The organism is Nostoc sp. 'Peltigera membranacea cyanobiont' 213, assembly GCF_002245975.1.
Taxonomy (GTDB): Bacteria; Cyanobacteriota; Cyanobacteriia; order Cyanobacteriales; family Nostocaceae; genus Nostoc.
The window spans coordinates 29,961-48,686 of the sequence record NZ_NOLI01000048.1 but is presented as its reverse complement, the minus strand read 5'-3'; the positions used below and the strand labels follow the sequence as shown (position 1 = coordinate 48,686).

The 18,726-nt window shown below is 40.4% G+C and carries 16 protein-coding genes; 6 read left to right on the top strand and 10 right to left on the bottom strand.

Features of this window, described 5'->3' with window-relative positions; all coding sequences use genetic code 11:
• Nucleotides 1–68: 68 nt before the first annotated feature.
• On the top strand, nt 69–389 hold the full coding sequence (locus CDG77_RS15370; protein WP_094330221.1) for a hypothetical protein: 321 nt from the start codon (nt 69–71) through the stop codon (nt 387–389).
• 89 nt (nt 390–478) lie between these two features.
• Here CDG77_RS15370 and CDG77_RS15365 read toward each other — a convergent pair whose 3' ends face one another.
• The 3 genes from CDG77_RS15365 to CDG77_RS15355 form a co-directional block, all read right to left on the bottom strand.
• Nucleotides 479–1,987 carry an acyl-CoA synthetase gene (locus CDG77_RS15365; RefSeq protein WP_094330220.1) on the bottom strand — a complete coding sequence of 503 codons (1,509 nt, stop codon included), beginning with the start codon at nt 1,985–1,987 and terminating at the stop codon, nt 479–481.
• A gap of 110 nt (nt 1,988–2,097) precedes the next feature.
• The gene (locus tag CDG77_RS15360; protein WP_094330219.1) at nt 2,098–3,078 is read right to left on the bottom strand and encodes a magnesium transporter CorA family protein; all 981 of its coding nucleotides are present in this window, start codon (nt 3,076–3,078) and stop codon (nt 2,098–2,100) included.
• 263 nt (nt 3,079–3,341) lie between these two features.
• Nucleotides 3,342–5,399, bottom strand: coding sequence for a serine/threonine-protein kinase (locus CDG77_RS15355; RefSeq protein ID WP_094330218.1), 2,058 nt, complete (start codon nt 5,397–5,399; stop codon nt 3,342–3,344).
• 372 nt (nt 5,400–5,771) lie between these two features.
• Here CDG77_RS15355 and CDG77_RS15350 point away from each other — a divergent pair, with 372 nt between their 5' ends.
• On the top strand, nt 5,772–6,650 hold the full coding sequence (locus tag CDG77_RS15350) for a hypothetical protein (protein ID WP_094330217.1): 879 nt from the start codon (nt 5,772–5,774) through the stop codon (nt 6,648–6,650).
• Nucleotides 6,651–6,733: 83 nt separating this feature from the next.
• On the opposite strand, the gene CDG77_RS15345 is transcribed toward CDG77_RS15350, so the two are convergent.
• The 5 genes from CDG77_RS15345 to CDG77_RS15330 all read right to left on the bottom strand — a co-directional run bounded on the left by CDG77_RS15345 (nt 6,734) and on the right by CDG77_RS15330 (nt 11,391).
• Nucleotides 6,734–8,590: an aspartate kinase gene (locus tag CDG77_RS15345; protein ID WP_094330216.1), complete on the bottom strand. Its 1,857-nt coding sequence runs from the start codon at nt 8,588–8,590 to the stop codon at nt 6,734–6,736.
• A gap of 121 nt (nt 8,591–8,711) precedes the next feature.
• Nucleotides 8,712–9,281, bottom strand: coding sequence for a Uma2 family endonuclease (locus CDG77_RS15340; RefSeq protein ID WP_094330215.1), 570 nt, complete (start codon nt 9,279–9,281; stop codon nt 8,712–8,714).
• Nucleotides 9,202–9,426 carry a hypothetical protein gene (locus CDG77_RS35485; RefSeq protein ID WP_143857034.1) on the bottom strand — a complete coding sequence of 75 codons (225 nt, stop codon included), beginning with the start codon at nt 9,424–9,426 and terminating at the stop codon, nt 9,202–9,204. Before CDG77_RS35485 ends, CDG77_RS15340 begins: the two co-directional genes overlap by 80 nt.
• A 47-nt stretch (nt 9,427–9,473) precedes the next feature.
• Entirely contained in the window at nt 9,474–10,322 is an 849-nt protein-coding gene (locus CDG77_RS15335; protein ID WP_094330214.1) for an ATP-grasp domain-containing protein, read from the bottom strand.
• Nucleotides 10,323–10,509: 187 nt separating this feature from the next.
• On the bottom strand, nt 10,510–11,391 hold the full coding sequence (locus tag CDG77_RS15330) for a hypothetical protein (RefSeq protein ID WP_094330213.1): 882 nt from the start codon (nt 11,389–11,391) through the stop codon (nt 10,510–10,512).
• Nucleotides 11,392–11,526: 135 nt separating this feature from the next.
• Here CDG77_RS15330 and CDG77_RS15325 point away from each other — a divergent pair, with 135 nt between their 5' ends.
• The 4 genes from CDG77_RS15325 (at nt 11,527) to CDG77_RS15310 (ending at nt 14,823) form a co-directional block, all read left to right on the top strand.
• Entirely contained in the window at nt 11,527–12,444 is a 918-nt protein-coding gene (locus CDG77_RS15325; protein ID WP_094330212.1) for a metallophosphoesterase family protein, read from the top strand.
• A 2-nt stretch (nt 12,445–12,446) separates the two neighbouring features.
• The gene (locus tag CDG77_RS15320; protein ID WP_442946425.1) at nt 12,447–13,796 is read left to right on the top strand and encodes an AAA family ATPase; all 1,350 of its coding nucleotides are present in this window, start codon (nt 12,447–12,449) and stop codon (nt 13,794–13,796) included.
• Entirely contained in the window at nt 13,793–14,326 is a 534-nt protein-coding gene (locus tag CDG77_RS15315) for a retron system putative HNH endonuclease (RefSeq protein ID WP_223269823.1), read from the top strand. The genes CDG77_RS15320 and CDG77_RS15315 overlap by 4 nt, the downstream gene beginning before the upstream one ends.
• Before the next feature lie 203 nt (nt 14,327–14,529).
• Entirely contained in the window at nt 14,530–14,823 is a 294-nt protein-coding gene (locus tag CDG77_RS15310; RefSeq protein ID WP_094330211.1) for an antibiotic biosynthesis monooxygenase family protein, read from the top strand.
• Nucleotides 14,824–14,860: 37 nt separating this feature from the next.
• On the opposite strand, the gene CDG77_RS15305 is transcribed toward CDG77_RS15310, so the two are convergent.
• Together CDG77_RS15305 and pcrA are read right to left on the bottom strand one after the other, a co-directional pair.
• Nucleotides 14,861–15,735 (bottom strand): IS630 family transposase gene (locus CDG77_RS15305; RefSeq protein WP_143857033.1). Its coding sequence is split into 2 segments (ribosomal slippage): nt 14,861–15,403 and nt 15,406–15,735, totalling 873 coding nucleotides; the frame shifts between segments, so codons are not numbered across the junction.
• 95 nt (nt 15,736–15,830) lie between these two features.
• Complete coding sequence (gene pcrA, locus CDG77_RS15300; protein WP_094330210.1) at nt 15,831–18,152, bottom strand: DNA helicase PcrA; 2,322 nt, start codon at nt 18,150–18,152, stop codon at nt 15,831–15,833.
• Between the last annotated feature and the right edge of the window lie 574 nt (nt 18,153–18,726).

Sequence of the window (18,726 nt, the reverse complement as noted above, 5' to 3'; positions counted from 1 at the left end):
CCCCAACCCCCTCCCCGCAAGCGATGAGGGGACTATGATGTACCTCATGTGATTAGGAAACGCTATACATGACTCCTTGGGATGGCTTAGTATGTTGTTATGGAGATAGAGCCTCTGATTTACCACATAAAGTTCTTGAGAATTGGAAAAAATTTATCCGTCCAATAGAGATAGACATTCTTGATGGACTTGATGAAACTATTTATCATGAGTTGGATGGTAAGCTAAAACATTATCGAAGGATTTATGATGACATTCAGTTAATAGATAACCCACCTGAACATGTACAGCTACTACTTAAAAACGAGTTAGTAGATCAACCTGACCCAAATTTGCGATCGCTCACGGTATTTCAAGAACGGGACGAACCAATAGAAATAGACTGGTAACAATCCTTCCACAACCTTTAGCATTCATCTAGCATTCTTGCAGCCTCATTCATACACTCTAGGTCTAATTTAGATGTTAACGATCGCTATCAGCAAAATAATTCAACCACTGTCGGCTTAGTCACTTTCCCCATAGCGTTGCGCGGTAATTCTTCAACTATCAAAATTTGGGTTGGCACTTTATAAACAGCCAATCGCTCTTTTGCCCAACTCCTGAAAGATTCTAATGTCAAAGGTTGTAACCCTTGCAATACTAATGCAGCGCAAACCCGTTCGCCCCACTCTATATCTGCAACCCCAACCACTGCACATTCTTGAATATCTGGATGCGATCGCAATACTTCTTCAATTTCTAAAGCTGAAACTTTATACCCTCCGGTTTTGATGATATCCACACTCATTCGTCCCAGAATACGGTAATTCTCATCCTCAACTACGGCGGTATCTCCAGTACAGAACCAGCCATCTTGGAAGGCTTTGGCGGTTGCTTCAGGGTTTTGCCAATATTCGAGAAACACTCCAGGCCCTCTAACTTGGATTTCTCCTGGCGTTCCGCCTGGGACTAAGTGCCCATTCTCATCTACTAATCTGACTTCAACTTCAGGTAGAGGCTTTCCTACATATCCAGCCAATCGTTCACCGTGTAAAGGGTTCGATAGTGCCATGCCAATTTCCGTCATCCCATATCGCTCAAGCAGAAAATGGCTGCTAATACTCTGCCATTGTTCTAAAACTTGAACTGGTAAGGCTGCTGAACCAGAAACCATCAGACGCATCTTAGCACAGCCTTCTGACATGGTTTTTTGACGTTCTTTAGAGGCATTTTCCCAAGCAGCAATGAGCTTTACATAAATCGTTGGTACTGCCATAAATAGGGTTAAGTCACCGTCACAAATTCGCCTCCAAACGGTTTCGGTATCAAACTTGCTCAACAGATGACACTCCGCCCCAGCCCATAAAGCACAAGTCAGTACGTTAATAATTCCATGAATATGATGTAGTGGCAATATATGTAAAATGCGATCGCGCAGCGTCTCCGCAGGAGAATCGCTAGATGTCCATTCCCAAGCAGCGATCAAACTAGTCACTTGCGCTTGAATATTTTGATGGGTTGTAACCACACCCTTGGGTTTACCTGTTGTACCGCTAGTGTAGAGAATTAAGGCGCGTCTAGTTATATTAATCTCTGGGAGGGGAGCAATATTAGATGGGAGCGTTTCTGAGGTGAGGATAAATCGTAAATTGTGTTCTTGGGCTAGCGATCGCAGTATACTTTCAAAATTGGGATGAGCAACAATAATCGATGCTTCAGAATTGGTAATTACATACTCCAATTCTGGGCGCGGGTGGGAAACACACAGAGGTACAGCTATGCCACCAGCACGCCAAATTCCCCATTGAGTGGCTACATACTCAAATCCAGGCGGGATGAGAAAGGCAACTCGCTCCTCTTGTAAATCTTCTGCATTTTGAAGAATATTTGTTGCTATTTGACTGGAAGTGTGGAGCAAATCCCGATAGGTAAACGATCCATCCGTTGTAGTAATGGCTATTTTCTCGCTGTGTTCTTCAGCACGAATAATCAATGGTAGATTCACGTTTATTTACCGTTTTAGGGTTGATGCAGTCTACTTACAGAAAGCATATAGCAATACCAAAGGAGATGTAAATTTTACTATTCCAGCAATCCTCTATAACTTAATAGATGCTATAACCAACGTTGTCTTTTAGCATAGAGAATACTACCAATCACAATTGATGCCATCACACAGATTACAACAGGATAAGACCAAGGTTGCTCTAATTCCGGCATATATTTGAAGTTCATACCATAGAAACCAGACATGAAGGTAATTGGTAAGAATATGGTAGAGAGGATAGTCAGACGATTAATTCGTTCGCCAGTTTTGCTAGCAATATTATCGCGTTGAATTTCCATTAATTCTGACATCCAGGCTCTCAAAGCTTGATATTCTTGCCATAATTTATCAACTTGATAAACCAATTCTTCTTTGAATAGTTCTTTGACTGGCTGGGCAATCCATCGGAAATCTTCGTAATCCATAATAGCCATAAGTGACTTAATGCTTTGAAAATTACGCCGTCCTGAACGAGTAGATTGTCTCATTGTGGCAATTCTTTGGTACGTTGATTCATCACCAGAATCATCTAAAACTTCATCTTCTAAATCATCAAGTTTTCTAGAAATATATTCAAATACAGTATGATAATTATTCAAAACTTCTTTAAAAATGAGATAAAAAATATAGTCAATTCCCAACTCATTAACATCAAGAGGGCGTTTTTGCAGATTATTAACTAGAATACTTAAAACTTTGAGTTCAGTAATTTCAAATGTGAGAATAAAATTTTTCCCGACTACAATGTTACCACGTGCAACCTCAAATTCATGATTTTTTATTTGAGCAGTTAGAATTTCATAGCTGTCAAATAAACAATCTTCTATATCTTCATCAATTCCTAAAGGTGAATGGTTAAAAATCATGTTAACCCGAGATGGATTGAGTTGAAAGTGCTTGATAATTTTAGCTGTTCCAGTGCGATCGCGGAAGTGAATACAGCGCAACCAAATATTGTGAGAACCATCAATTCTTTTCAGTACTATATCGACATCTCGATGGGTGAATATTTCCAGATGATCTGGATAAAAAGTGAGGAGAATTAACATATAGCCATCCTAATTGAGTCTTGAGAAAATCTGTTGACTCATGTTGAGCGATAATTTATTTGACTACAAAGACATATAAAATGTCAAAGCCTATGATTTACTGTCGTAAATAGACATATTGCAATACGCTGGCTTGGTGTTAGTGATATTTTACCTCGGAAGATACCCCAAACTCTCCTTAAAAAGGGGGTCTGAATCCGGCGTTTAATTCCCTGCTAACGCACCCTACATGGATTTCAAAAATCAAATACTAGTCCTATAGCTCAATTTTTTTCTATTTTCCCCGATTTAGGGCGAGTAGTTTTCAGTGGTTCTGAATTATTTTGCAAAATTGCAATTTCTCTCTGTGCATCTTGATAACTATCTTTTTCGCCTTGCTGTTGGAACAGTTTGGCAGCTTTTTTGAAATCTGCGATCGCACCCTGTTTATTTTTCTGCTTGGTGCGAATCACACCCCGGTTATAGTAGGCTAAAGCGTTGTTAGCATTAATTGCGATCGCTTGTGAATAATCCTGATTGGCAGATTTTTTATTTCCTAGTTCGAGATAGGCGTTACCACGGTTATTGTAAGCTGCTATATTATTAGGATCTAGTTTCAGAGCTTCGGTATAATCTTCAATAGCACCCTTATAATCTCCGAAAGAAAAGCGATGTATACCTCTATGGATATAAGCGGCAATAAATTTAGGATCGATCCGTAAAATAGTATTGTAATCTTCAGTCGCTTCGACTTTATTTCCTAGATCGCTATAAACATCACCGCGATTAAGATAGGCTTCTATATATTTGGGATTGATGTTAAGTGCATCGGTATAATCTTTAAGTGCTGCATATTTTTGTTTATTGAGAGATTGAGTTAAAGCCCTTTGATAATAAGCTTTGGCATCACTAGGATTAATCTTAATTACTTTATCAAAATCTTGGATTGCTTCAAGTCTTTGTCGGAGGCGACGGTGGAGAATACCTCGCTGTAAGTAGGCTTCAGTATACTGGGGTTTGAGAGCGATCGCTTTGCTAAAATCTCCAATCGCCCCTTTATTATCCTTCAGTTGAACGCGGGTTAACCCCCGGCCATAGTAAGCATAAGCATCCTCAGAATTTAACTTAATCGCTTGGGTATAGTCTGCGATCGCTTCTTTATATTTGCCTAATTCTGAAAAAGCAAATCCTCGGTCAAAATAGGCATTAGCATCTTGAGGATTAAGTAAAAGGGCTTGACTCGCGTCTGCTTCTGCTTGCTCGTAGTCTCCTAATCGATAATAAGCATCGCCTCGCCTATTATAAGCCAAAGCGTTTTGTGGATCTAGTTCAATAACGTGATTGAAATCTTCAACTGCCCCTTCATAGTTTCCTGCCTCATATTTATTTACTCCTTCTTGATATAATTGTTTTTGAGCATTACTTACAGGTTTTGGCGAATGCAAAAACCATACTCCTACCCCAAGTGCGATCGAGCCAACTATCCCGGTCAAAACTATTAATAATTTTTTATCGTGCTGTTTTGGCTCAACTTCAACATTTGTTAACTTTTTCAGATCGTCTAAAACTTCAGTTGCATACTGGTAACGCTTACGATAGTCAAAGCGCACCATTCTATTAATAATTTTTGCTAATTTTCTGCTAATTTTTATATTTTTGTTCTGCCAAACTATTTCACCTGTCAGCCGATTTTTCTGAGTTCGCAAATTAGATATTTCGTTTGTAGGTAAACCTAGAAGTGCTGCGATCGCAACTATACCTAAAGCATATAGATCGCTGTTATACTTAACGTTACCGTTAACTTGTTCTATAGGCATATATTCGAGATTATCAACGGTACTAGTGATGGCTTCATTCAAAGTCCCAAAATTAACCAAAACTAACTTTTTATCTGATTCCCGACGAGTAATATTTGCTGGTTTAATGTCCCGATGAATTACGCCATAGCTATGTACAATCACCAAAATTTCTAATATCTCTGATAAAAAATTAATTACTTGGTCTTCCCTCAGAGGTTGTCCCTGGATAATTTCGTCAGTTAAAGGATTACCAGGGATAAATTCTTGAACTATATAAAATTCTTCGTTTTCTTCAAAGTAAGCAATTAGCTTCTGAATTCGATCGTGTTCCTGCCCTAGTTTTTCTAAAGTTGCTGCTTTACTAGCAAACAAGCGGCGTAGGCTGGTTAGAGTTTGAGGATTGCTACTAGGATTACGTAACTGTTTTACTATAAATTGGCTCTCAGGAAAATTAGCATCCTCCACTAGATAGGTTTCTGGCTTTTCCCCATCATTGAGAACTTTTAGTATTCGGTAGCGTCCATCTCGTAAATGAATAGGCATCAATCAATATAGATATATAAATCTTTTGATTATAGCTTACGTGTTATTACTGGTAACTAGTTTTTTTTGTAAAAAAACATTTATTCAAAAAAAGTCAATGCCCTTCTGGGAGATAAAAATACTAATTATTAGCTAATGCCATATATTGCTAGTAATATTTTTATTTTTTAAAAGAATTTTGTAGACTTAATTCGCCTACATATTACCAGGCTTAAGTAAAATTTTTCAGTTAAACGAGGCTTAAGAAAAGAGGTGAACATATATGGAAGCATATTTTGATCGGGGCTATTCAGCAATCTCACCCATGACACCTAATCCTCAAATAAGGTAAAAAAATAGCAGTTTGAATTATCTAAAACCCCAGATAAAAAATTGAAAATCAACGTATTTGGGCGAAAAAAAGCCTTGGTAGCTACTGCGAAGCGTCAATTGCTCAAGGCGCTCAATTACCGTGATATTGCTGCTATTAATAGCTTAATTGGAGATTGGCAAAGGATTTTGGGAGTAGAAAAGTTAACTGATTTGATTGTTAATGAGGTAATGGTCGAATGCGACTCTGACAGTCACAGTTGGTTTTGTCAGATTTTTCTTGGACAAGTTCAATACGAACAGATGGAAGAAAAAGCTCAAAGTAACATCTTTCAAATTTTAGTGAGTAATTATTTGGAACCGGGCAAAGATTTTAGCTCTGGGCCCGATCGCAGCATTATAATAAGCGATCGCGCCAAGCAAGTGTTACTTAGCCAAGTGCCACAGGAGCATCAGACAGCATTTGAGTCACAGTTAGAGTCTTCGCTAGTTTTAGATCCAGTTACCGCCATTGAACAGCTGTTAGGGTGTGCATTTTTTACCAATTTAACCGAGATTGCCATCCAACAAATGGAGTTACTGAGTAATTCTCAAGCAGCTGCCTATCTAGGAGTGCTGTTGGCTGGATTAGTATCGCGTCATCCTCAACTTCAGGATGTTGACTTTCCTACACGATTTATTGCCAATGCTCTGCAAGAACTATCGCAAGAACGAGCAATGGCAATTTTGAACGATCCAGAGACAAATCCCCAGTTCGATGAAATGATTATTTTTGGGCATTTATTAGCAGCAATGGGAGATAAAGAATATCACCGGATTGCTGAGGAAGAGGGCGGTATCAGCCTCAATCAACTCAAAAAACTTGATTTAGTTTGGTGTGGTGAACGTCGGCTTTCAGAAATGGTTGCCATGATGGAAAAATGGCATCAAAATAATTCGTAATGGGCTAACGCCCCGCTACGCTAACGTAATTACGAATTACGTTAGCGTATCATTAGCAAGTCAGCGATTTTAAAATTCAGTTGCTACGCTGGCACAACAACTTTCTCACTACCAGCTAGTCCAAAAGCGGCATGAATGGCTTGCAAAGCTTTAACACCTTCCTCTTGTGCTACTACACAACTAATTTTAATTTCTGAGGTGGCAATCATTTGAATATTAATTTGGTGTTGGGCTAGCGCTTCAAACATTTTTGCGGCAACACCTGGTTGTCCCACCATACCCGCGCCGACAATACTCACCTTAGCGATCGCGCTATCTAAAACAACTTCACCCCATCCTAACTCTGCCGCTACTTGAGTAAGCATTTCTTTGGCGTTTTCCCCGTCTATCCGCGAGACTGTAAAGGCAATATCTCGCCGGGGAACACCATCAATCACTCGACAGCGCTGAGATTGAATAATCATGTCAACGCTGATATTATGCTGTGCTAATAATCCAAACAGCTTCGCCGCCATCCCTGGCCGATCTGGTAATTGGCGAATAGCAAGACGCGCTTGATTCAAATCTAAAGCAACGCCGCGAACGGGAGGAGAATTGGGCACAGGGGCAGAGGGGCAGAGGGGCAGAGGGGAATCTATGCACACACTCTCCCCTGCTCCCCTGCTCCCCTGCTCCCCTGCTTCTATTTCAAAGGCAGTGCGGAGTGCTAAGACGGCGCGATCGCATTCTGCGGCATTGACTACGCAACTTACTTTCACTTCGCTGGTGGAAATCATCTGAATATTCACGCCAGCTTCGGCTAGGGTGGCAAACATCTTTGCAGCTACACCAGGACGGCCAATCATTCCTGCACCAGCGATGCTGACTTTGGCAATGTTATGTTCTAGCATTACCTCGGCTTCGTCAGATTTGGGGTTAGATGGATTTCTCAGTGCCGGGGCGATCGCTGCTGCTACGGCTTCTGCCCGTTTTAAAATTGGTGTGGTGACAGTAAAGGCAATGTCATTACTGTTACCTTCATGAATTGATTGAATAATCAAATCTACGTCTACTTTTTGCCGAGAAATTTCACCGAATAACCTTGCTGCTACGCCTGGTTTGTCGGGTACGCGCAACAAAGCCACCTTTGCTTGGTTAGTGTCAAATTCTACAGCATCTACCGGACGGGCAATTTCGAGATTGATTAGCGATCGCCCTTGGGGTTGGGCTGATGTTACCCAAGTACCGGGGGCATCTGTCCAGCTAGACCTTACTACAAGGGGAACACCATAGTTACGAGCGATTTCCACAGCGCGGGGATGCAACACTTTTGCACCCAAGCTAGCTAGTTCCAACATTTCATTGCAGGTGATGGCATCGATCAATTGGGCTTCGGCAACTAAGCGGGGGTCTGTAGTTAAAATCCCTGGAACGTCTGTATAAATTTCACAAAAGCTTGCTCCTAATGCGGCTGCGATCGCCACCGCCGAGGTGTCAGAACCACCGCGCCCCAAAGTTGTAATTTCCATTTCCCCGGCGTTGGATGTACCTTGGAACCCTGCTACTACAACAACTTTACCTGCATTGATGTGGCGAGTTAGGCGAGTAGTTTCAATATGCAAAATCCGAGCGCGGCTGTGTTCGGCTTCGGTAACAATTCCTACCTGAGCGCCAGTCATGGAAATTGCTGGTTGTCCGAGTTCCTGCAAAGCCATGCTGAGTAAGGCGATGGTTACTTGTTCGCCAGTAGAAAGCAGCATATCCATTTCCCGGCGGTTAGGATTGGGAGAAATTTCATTAGCGAGTTTGACGAGTCCATCGGTGGTTTTGCCCATCGCCGAAACAACTACTACCAGAGAGTTTCCAGCTTGGACAGTTTTATAAACACGCCCTGCAACAGCTTGAATGCGTTCCACTGAACCGACAGATGTACCACCGTATTTTTGAACTATGAGCGCCATAACTTTTATGCAATCAATTGTGTCTGTTTTGCTCAATGCCTCCGCCGGGTTAGGGAGCTTTGAACATATCAATAGATATTTAGTGTACTAAAAATTGTGTATGTACCCAATCATCAGTTGATTATTCAAAAACTACATCTTCGTAAAGTGCTGCCATTGTTTCCTCAAAATCCACGCTGTTGAGTCGAAATGATTGATGTTCTGCTGTGTAGGATTGCAAAACCCACATTCCTTGATCGTTGCGTCGAAAACACTCGACTCGCTGACGTTTGGTATTAATTAATATATACTCTTGCAGACTTTCCAGTGTTTGATAATCAGCGAATTTGTCGCCCCGGTCAAATGCTTCTGTAGAATTAGATAAAACTTCGACAATTAAACAGGGAAATCTTTTATAACCTGGCGTTTCTCGTTCTCGTTCATCGCAAGTTATCATCACATCGGGATAATAAAAGCGATTCAGAGATTCAATTCGGGCTTTCATGTCAGCGATGTAAACACGACAACCCGAACCGCGCACATGATTACGGAGGAGAGCGGCAAGGTTAAGAGCGATGGTAACATGTGCTTCAAGCGCTCCAGCCATTGCGTAGATGTAACCGTCTATATATTCATGCTTGATATTGCTCTGTTCCTCGATTTGAAGGTACTCTTGGGCGGTGAGGTAGTTTTGTTGGGGTGAGGCTATCATGTTGAAACTTCAAAGTTTGAGTGATGCTGATTTCTAGAGTAGCGTTTGCGATCGCTTGCAGATTTCGACGTTGCTGAATCACGGGATGAGTTTGTTTAATGCGGAATAGTTTTTCAATGCTTTCAACTGCCAATTTATCGCGCAAATAATTCGATTATCTCTGTACGTTGTTTTTGGTTTAAAGTTTTTGGTTTAAAATTCCTTGGCTTCCTTTTTGTTAAGGCTAATGAGCATTTTTTCAAAAACTCTTAACACCGGTTCTTCTCCGTTATCTCTAGTGAAAATAGTATAATTTGGGTGAGAATTGATTTCAATTAACCAATATTGGTCATCTCGATCTAATACAATATCTAAACCACCATAATCAATGTCTAATTCTTCAAAAACTGGTCTAGCAAAATTAGCAATCTCAGACAATATTTGTGGATCGCTGATATACTTGGCTTTCGCACCATCCCAATGTAAAGGACTGAGATTACCGACAAATTTTGCATCAGTTATATCTTTTTCATAGAGCAGAACCAACTCTTTATTTAAGAAAATGGCTCTATATTCAGATTTTATGTTAATGAACTCTTGAGCGATCGCAACGTAATCATACTTTTTATTATTAACATTAAAAATCTCTTTTAAAGCAGTTTCAACTTCATCCGTATTCTGACATAAAAAAACGTTATGTCCACTTGAACCAGAATTACGTTTAACAATTACGGGTGTTTCAAAGTTTTCTTTTATTTCTAATATAATATCTTCAAAACTTGGAAACTTTAAGTAAATCTTATATTGCAGGTCACAAAAAGGGGAAAGAAAACCTACTGTCCGAGGAAGTTTAACTTTGTTCTTTAAAATATGGTAAGTATATTCCTTGTCTTTGATAATTTGTGCTACTGCTTGATTTATTATCGGAGTACTATAATTACAAAAATAATGTTGTTTATTATTCAGTTTTATTTTTACTAAGTTTTCAGCCGGATGAATAATTTCATAGTTGATGTTTAACTTTTCACAAGCTTTGAGTAATAGCGAAAGGTTATCTAACATAAATACTTTAAGTTAAAAGTCCGAATTAAGTGTTGATATTAATGATTACAGAACACAAACTTTACTTGAAATAATCCAAATAATTACGAATTACGTTAGCGTAACGATAGCGAGTATTCAAGCGTCACTACGAATTACGTAAAGCCTGCGGCATAGCTTCGCTTAGAGCGTAGCGGGGCGTAGCCCATTACGAAGTTCTTTGCCGTTTAAAAATCACCATTTGAGTACCAACAACTGGGTTCCGCGCTATCAGCTTATCTTGAGAGTCAATAATTTCTAAATGGGTAAAATCAAGTTCTTGAGAGCGTTGTAATATCTCCGCAGCTAAGTTGTCTTGCTGAGATTCTTTGAGAGTGTACCAATCGTTACTAATTTTTACAGTCAAGTTACTCGTGCGGAAGTTGGCTTGAATTGACTTTATCAGACCAGAGGCAATGCGATCGCTAGTTTCAGCTACCTGATTCTCAATAGCCGCAATCAAGGCTTGTTCTGGTGTCAATTCTATGACTGGTGTCGGTGTTGGTGTTGGCGTGGGAATTGGTTCTATTTCCGGTTTGATTTCCGGTTTGATTTCCGGTTCTGGCGACGGCGTAATTTCCTCTGGTGGCTGTGGCTGTGGCGGTTCTGGTACGACTGACTGCGGTGGAGTTGCGATCGTTGGTTTTGGTGTAGGAACCTCTTCAATCGGTGGAACTGTGGCTACTTCAGTAGGTTTACCAGTTAAGACAGTCGCAGTTGTCCAAACAAAAATTACAGTAATTGCAGTAACAATTCCCGTTAAAGCTGTATCTGATAACTTTGTTGACAAATTTGATGGTAAAAACAAGCGGATTGTCCTTAAAAGTCCACCCCATCGCAACTGAAGCTGCTGCAAAAAACTGGGTTTTTCCTCAGTACCCGGTGGGGGTGCTGTCTCCAGTTTGTCCACTGTTGTTTCTAAAACCCCAATCGTCCCTCGGAGAAGTTGGATAATTTTAGCCTTCCAAATTGGCTGAACTCTCTGGTAAGGTTTTTGGGGAGGTTGAGTTACTGGCTCATCCGTCGGTTTTGACTGATTGTCTTGTGACATGGAACTTTCACCAAAAGCAGCGAATCAAAGACAAACAACGTACATTATTACTGGTGCTGCCTTCTTTTGCCTTAATGTATCACTTCATTGCTCATTGTTTCCGGTAAACTGACTATTTATTAAATTTGGTGACTTATGAAACTCAAACGCCGTCAATTTTTATTTTTAAGTAGTGTCAGCGCCATTGGTACAGGCTTTTTAAGCTGGATGTTTGCTCATCAAAATCATCAAAGTGCTGATATTAGTGATTCAACAACAGCTATAGCCGCCAACCCAGCCAAAAAAGACTTATTATTACGTTTTGTGTCTGTAGCGGATACAGGGACTGGAGCTAAGGGACAGTATGCCGTGGCTAGAGCGATGAATGCATATCACAAACAAAATCCTTATGATTTAGTCGTTTTAGCTGGAGATAACATTTACAATAACGGCGAAATTGAAAAAATTGGCGAAGTTTTTGAGCGTCCTTATCAACCTTTGCTGAAGCAAGGTGTGAAATTTCAGGCTTGTTTAGGTAATCACGATATTCGTACCGCCAACGGCGATCTACAAGTCAAGTATGCTGGCTTTAACATGAAGGGGCGTTACTATACATTTAAACATAATCAAATACAATTTTTCGCTTTAGATACTAACGGGAATGCTGATTGGAAAAACCAACTATCTTGGTTAGAAAAAGAATTAAGTCTTAGTAATGCTCCTTGGAAAGTAGTGTTTGGTCATCATCCGATTTATTCATCTGGTCAGTATGGTAATAATCCAGATTTTATTAAAACTTTTACTCCCCTGTTTAAAAAATACGGCGTTCAACTTTACATCAATGGTCACGAACACAATTATGAACGCACTCGTGCTATTGATGGTACGACTTACTTAATTTGTGGCGCAGGTGCTGGTAATCGTCCTGTAGGGCGTTCTGAATGGACAGGGTATTCTACCAGTGATTTAAGCTTTGCCTCTTATGAGGTGTATAAAGATAGAATAGAAATAAGTGCGATCGCTACTGATAATCGGGTTTTCGATAAAGGTATTATTCAATTAAAATCAGCGTAATTATGATGAAAGTCAAGCGCTTGAAAATGCAATCTTTCCGTGGAATCGGTGATTTGACCCTTGAGTTCGATGAAAAGAGTCCAACGGCGCTGATTGGTATTAACGGTGTGGGCAAATCTAGTATTCTTGATTGTCTTGCTATTCTTTTGTCACAGTTGATAAGGAAGATTGCATATGCAGAGTCAATAAAGACAAATATGCTATTTATAAATAATTTATCTTATCGTTCTAGTAATCGTGATGAGTACGAGAAATCTATTCCGGGAAAACCGAATATCGAAGAACGTTCCTTCAGGGAAGACGATATTACAAACGGACACAATGAGACACATAATAGGATTGAAGTTTTTCTGCAATCAACGGAAGTAAGCTGGTTTCTTACAAACTCTAGTAAAGAACGCAGCGAAGATATAAAGAAAGAAAATGAGGGGTTAAACACAGTTGCTCAAGATATTTACCGTCAGTGGAAATCAAACTCTAAGTTTAACTTGCCTTTAGCAGTTTATTACCCAGTGAAACGTTCGGTTCTTGGGATTGACATGGAGATTACAGAAACGCATTCATTGAAACAGATAGATGCTTACGATCAAGCACTAAACGGAGTACAAATTAGTTTCCATAGATTCTTTCAATGGTTTAGATCATTGGAAGATTTAGAAAATGAAGAAAGGCGGGATAATCCTGATTTTAAAACCCAGCAGCTAGAAGTAGTAAGACAATCTATTTATTCATTAATTCCAGGGTTTTCTAACTTACGGGTACGGCGTTCACCCCTGCGAATGACTGTGCGAAAACAAGGTGAAGAACTTACAGTTAATCAGCTATCTGATGGCGAGAAATGCTTGCTGGCAATGGTGGGAGATTTAGCAAGACGATTGGCGATCGCTAACCCTAGTTTACCAGAACCGCTTCAAGGTGAGGGTGTTGTTTTAATTGATGAAATTGAACTACATCTACATCCCAAATGGCAACGAGAAATTATTCCAGCTTTGACAAGAACATTCCCCAATTGCCAATTTATCGTCACCACCCATTCGCCTCAAGTAATTAGCCAAGTCAAGCCGGAAGGAATTTATATTCTAGAAAAAACAGACGAAGGTGTTGTTGCTAAAAGACCAGAAAGTTCCTTTGGGAGAGACAGCAATCGCATTTTAGAAGACCTCATGGGTGTTCCAGAACGTCCGCAGGAAATTAAGGAAAGTCTTTTAGAGCTTTTTCGACTAATTGATGCTGGAAATATTGAAGGTGCTAGGCAATTACGTCAACAATTGGCTATTGAAATTGGAGCAGATGAGCCAGAGTTTGTTAAAGCGGATGTACTCATTCGGCGAAAGGAAATTCTCAATAGATGAAGTACATAAAAAAGGGTGCAAAACCGATTAGCTTAACTAAATGGAATAATAAGCTTGGCGGTAAGATACTTCCTTGGATGAAATTCAAACAATCAGTGAAAAATGATGTGTTCGAGGCATTGCTCTGCGAACAAGGTTATATCTGCTGCTACTGTGGTGCTTCGATCGCGAGGAATGAATGCCATATTGAACACTTGAAACCCAAAAGTATTTATACACAATTGACTTATGAATACACAAATCTCATGGTGTCATGTCAAGGTGAAGATGATAAGCAACTTCGAGTACCAGTTCATTGTGGTCATAGAAAAGATAACTGGTATGACGATCATCTGATGGTCTCACCTCTACAAATAACCTGTGCTGATTTTTTTAAATATCTTCCTTCTGGCGAAATTCAATCAACAGATGAGCCAGCTAAAAAAGCTGCTGCCGAAACAACGATTGAGAAGCTTGCACTCAATATCAGTAAGTTGCAAAATATGCGTAGGCTAGCAATTGATGCTGGATTACTTGCTACGATGGTTTAACTGAAGCAGAAATACAGCTACTTGCTCAAGGTTATGAAAAGCTGGATGCTAATGGTCAACATACTCCATTTTGTGCTGCTATTAGCTATTTTTTCAATAATTATTTTTGATTCAATAAAGTGTCTGCGTAGGCGTAGCCCGTCGTAAAGATCGCATCCAATTTATACTAAATAACATGAACTTAATTATCACCGCAAAACTTTATGATTCTTGAGGCAGTGATACTTCCTGTTAAACCTGGTCTAGAATCCGATTTTGAAGCTGCTTTCAAGAAAGCTTCTAAAATTATTTCTTCAATGGATGGATATTTATCTCATGAATTGCATAAATGTATAGAAGTCCAAGGTAAATACTTATTACTTGTCAGATGGGAAAGTTTAGAATCTCATACTCTGGGATTTAGAAATTCTGTTGAGTATCAAGAGTGGAAAAAACTTTTGCATCATTTTTATGAACCATTTCCCACTGTCGAACACTTTGAAGAAATTGAAATATGAAAACAAGATCCCCGACTTATAGCAAGCGCCAAGGCAGTTAGGACGCTAGACGTAAGACATACTCCATCGCATCGCGTAGACACTCAAACTGGTCAAGTTGCTTACGAATCCGGCTTTTGAGCCAAGACCAACATTGCTCAATCCTATTGAAGTCCGGTGAATAAGCAGGTAAGTATAACAACTTACAGGCGGCTTCCTGAATTAGTTGTTCAATGCGACCCCCTTTATGAAATGTGGCATTATCTATGACCACTACTTGCCCCGGTTTGAGTAAAGGAATTAAGCAGGTTTCTAGCCAAATCTCAAAAACAGTTCGATTGCAGGAGCCAACGACAGTAAAGGGAGCCATCAGTTGTCCATTACAAAGAGCTGCAATCATATTGACTCGCCCCTGCCGTCGTCCTGACTTCAAGGCATGAAACCGTTGTCCTCTTTCATTCCAGCCATAAGCATAGTCTTCTCGATTGTCCATGCCCGCTTCATCCACATAAACAATCACTTCTTCCTCATGGGTTGCCAATTGCTCTCGGAATATCTGCCGTTTCACCTCATCTCGTTCTTGGTAGCCGTAGGTCTTTTTTTTCGCGTGAACCCAATTTTCTTCAAGCCTCGTGAGATTGTGCGATCGCTAATGTTACCCTCCCACAGTTGAGCCATCTCCACCTGGGTTTTATCACCATGAGATTTAGCAAAAGCCCGAAATTGATCCCAGTCTGTGATTTTGTGGTTATTTCCAGGCGGGTGGTTAGGCTTAGGCTGAACATCTCCGGTTTCGGCTTTGCGCTGTAACCACAGGTTGATGGTATTGCGGCTGATGTTAAAGAGTTTACTGGCTTCGCTTTTCTTCAATCCATCTAACTCGATGGATTGGATCACCTTCTGGCGGAAGTCATAACTATAGGGTTTAGCCATAGCAAATCAAATGAGAGTAGGTCATGATAATACTTCTAGTCTATGTCCTAACTGCCTTGGCGCTTGCTATATTTGAAAAGTTGGGAATCTTATTTTCAAACTTTTTGCAACTGTGCTACTCTTGGGTCAACAATTTTTTGTCCTAAGCTAGCAAATTTAATTGCCACAGACATCTTACTACCCGTTCCGAAAACATGAGTGATTTCACCAAGCCCAAAGGTTTTGTGTAATACTCTATCGCCTACTTGCCAATTCTGTGTTGTGTCTTGTTTACCGTTAGGAGTAGAGGCACTTTTGGTATAACTTTGACGACTCGCGCGTTTGGTAGATAATAATTCTTCTGGTAATTCGTCGAGGAATTGCGATCGCATTGCAGGTTCGCGAGAACCATACAAACGCCGTTCCCGCGCGTGTGATAAAAATAACCTTTCTTGGGCGCGAGTAATTCCCACATAACACAGGCGGCGTTCTTCTTCTAAAGATGCGGGATCGCCCAGCGAACGGTAGCCAGGAAATAGCCCTTGTTCCAATCCCACTAAAAATACTACGGGAAATTCCAAACCTTTGGAAGCGTGCAAAGTCATCAAAGAAACGGCTGTCTGCCCTTCTTTTAAGTTATCCAAATCGGAACTTAGGGCGGCACTACTTAAAAAGTCCTGTAGTGAAACCTCTTCGTTTTCTTCTTGAAATTGCAGTGCGGCGTTGTAAAGTTCTTGAACGTTTTGTACCCGATCTGTGGCTTCATCTGTGCCTTGACTCATCAAGTCTTGAACGTAACCAGAATCTTCTAGTATTCCTTGCAAAACCTCTGTCACGGGAAGCGTACCAATTTGTGCTTGCCAACGGCTAATCATTGCGGCAAAGTTATTTACAGCTTTTGTCGCCCGTCCAGCTAATGTATTAACTGATGTTTCGTCGCTGAGTATTTCCCATAGGGTTGTCCCTAGTTGCTGGGAGGCATTCATCAAAGCATCAATAGTGGTTTTGCCAACTCCTCGGCGGGGAGTATTAATAACTCGTAATAAACTGACTGTATCAGATGGGTTAGCGATCGCTCTTAAATATGCAATGACATCTTTGATTTCTTTGCGATCGTAAAACCTCATTCCCCCCACAACTGTGTAAGGAATTTGATATTTCACCAACAATTCTTCAAAAGGTCGAGATTGGGCGTTTGTCCGATAAAGTATGGCAAAACTACCCCAGCTTAACTCTGGATTTTGCTGTTCTAGAGTCTGAATTTGATTGATTACAAATGCCGCTTCTGCAAGTTCTTCATCGGCTTTGTGACAAGTAATCTGCTCACCCGGCCCCCGCGTCGGCTTCAGGATTTTATCAATCCGTTGGGTGTTATTTTCAATTAGTTCATTAGCCGCTTGCAAAATATTTTCACAAGAACGATAGTTTTCTTCTAGCTTAACCATCGTCTGAGTGTCATCATCTACCAAACCATCACCAAAGTCTTCTTGAAATCCCAGCAAGATGGTGAAATCTGCCATCCGAAAGCTGTAAATTGACTGATCTGCATCGCCGACAACGAAAACTGAGCGATTTTGCCATTCCCATTCGCTCTTTTTGGTTTCGCCATTAGTAACTAATAAATTAATCAGTTGATATTGAGTCCGATTAGTATCTTGATATTCATCTACGAGGATATGGCAAAATTTGCGATGCCAATAACCCAATACTTGCTCGTTTTGCTGAAATAATCTAGTTGGCACAAGAATTAAATCGTCAAAATCGAGAGCGTTATTTTCTGCTAACTTATCTTGATATAAATTGTAAACTTGGGCAATCACCCGTCCGCGATAATTTGGCTGATCTTGCTCAAATTCTTGAGGTGATAAACCTTGGTTTTTAGCGTTACTAATAGCGTAGCGGACAGAACGAGCGTCAAACTTCTTATCGTCTAAATTTAATTGTTTATTGACGATTTCTTTAATCAGAGTCATCACATCTGATTCATCAAAGATAGAGAAATTGCGATTCCACTTACGTCCTTTTTCATCTACATATTTTTCAATATCAAAGCGGAGAATGCGAGAAAACAGACTGTGGAAAGTGCCACACCACAAATCTTTGATCGTATTTTTGTAAACTTGCGATCGCAGTTGCGTTTGTTGGTATTCTGTCAACAAATCAAAACGCTGACCGTGTTGTTTCATGGCCAGTTGTTCCGCAAACAGCCGTTGAACCCGTTCTTTCATTTCCCGCGCGGCTTTGTTGGTAAAAGTAACCGCCAGGATATTTTCTGGATCGACACGGTGTTTGAGAATCAGATTGGCAATGCGATAAGTCAGCGCTCGTGTTTTACCGGAACCTGCGCCAGCAACGACTAACAACGGGCCGCAGTAGTGTTCGACGGCTTGACGTTGACTAGGGTTAAGGTGACTGAGAAAGTCGATGGTTGTTGTCATGGATGTGAAAAAGCGATGTCTACGACGGGCTATTCGGCGTCGCCTGGTGTCACATCAACAGAGAGTCGCTATTGCCCAGGTTACAATATCCTAACGAAACTTGGTCAATAAAGATTGTGTGGCAATATTCTTAACCAGAATGGTACTTTACCATGATTTATGTAGAAGCAAGAAAAAGCTATGCTGTCAATTCCAAAACGGTGTGGTTTGTCCCAATGAACCAATTGAATGGCATGAGGGGCAGTCAGTTATAATCGTGTTTGTCGAAGAAAACTAGACATCTCAACCAGCAATCCCAGAAGACTCAGATTGGCATAAGCTGAGGCAGTTGATTAAAAATTGTGCAGTCGATCCAGACATTGGCGACTTGGCGCACCAGCACGATCGTCATCTCTATGGAATGCCAAAGCGAGAATCATAATTTTGACGAAGACGAAAGTTTTTGTAGACACAACTGCCTGGATTGCCCTTCTTAATGTTAGAGATAATCTTTATTATCAGGCAAATGAGGTAATGGATAGACTTCTGCGCTGAGAAACGCCTTTTTTAATTTTTAGGTAAATAGACCACATTT

Coding starts and splice junctions, on each gene's coding strand:
- CDG77_RS15370 (WP_094330221.1), top strand. CDS start 69: ATGACTCCTTGGGATGGCTTAGTATGTTGTTATGGAGATAGAGCCTCT.
- CDG77_RS15360 (WP_094330219.1), bottom strand. CDS start 3,078: ATGTTAATTCTCCTCACTTTTTATCCAGATCATCTGGAAATATTCACC.
- CDG77_RS15355 (WP_094330218.1), bottom strand. CDS start 5,399: ATGCCTATTCATTTACGAGATGGACGCTACCGAATACTAAAAGTTCTC.
- CDG77_RS15345 (WP_094330216.1), bottom strand. CDS start 8,590: ATGGCGCTCATAGTTCAAAAATACGGTGGTACATCTGTCGGTTCAGTG.
- CDG77_RS15340 (WP_094330215.1), bottom strand. CDS start 9,281: ATGATAGCCTCACCCCAACAAAACTACCTCACCGCCCAAGAGTACCTT.
- CDG77_RS15335 (WP_094330214.1), bottom strand. CDS start 10,322: ATGTTAGATAACCTTTCGCTATTACTCAAAGCTTGTGAAAAGTTAAAC.
- CDG77_RS15330 (WP_094330213.1), bottom strand. CDS start 11,391: ATGTCACAAGACAATCAGTCAAAACCGACGGATGAGCCAGTAACTCAA.
- CDG77_RS15325 (WP_094330212.1), top strand. CDS start 11,527: ATGAAACTCAAACGCCGTCAATTTTTATTTTTAAGTAGTGTCAGCGCC.
- CDG77_RS15320 (WP_442946425.1), top strand. CDS start 12,447: ATGATGAAAGTCAAGCGCTTGAAAATGCAATCTTTCCGTGGAATCGGT.
- CDG77_RS15315 (WP_223269823.1), top strand. CDS start 13,793: ATGAAGTACATAAAAAAGGGTGCAAAACCGATTAGCTTAACTAAATGG.
- CDG77_RS15310 (WP_094330211.1), top strand. CDS start 14,530: ATGATTCTTGAGGCAGTGATACTTCCTGTTAAACCTGGTCTAGAATCC.
- pcrA (WP_094330210.1), bottom strand. CDS start 18,152: ATGACAACAACCATCGACTTTCTCAGTCACCTTAACCCTAGTCAACGT.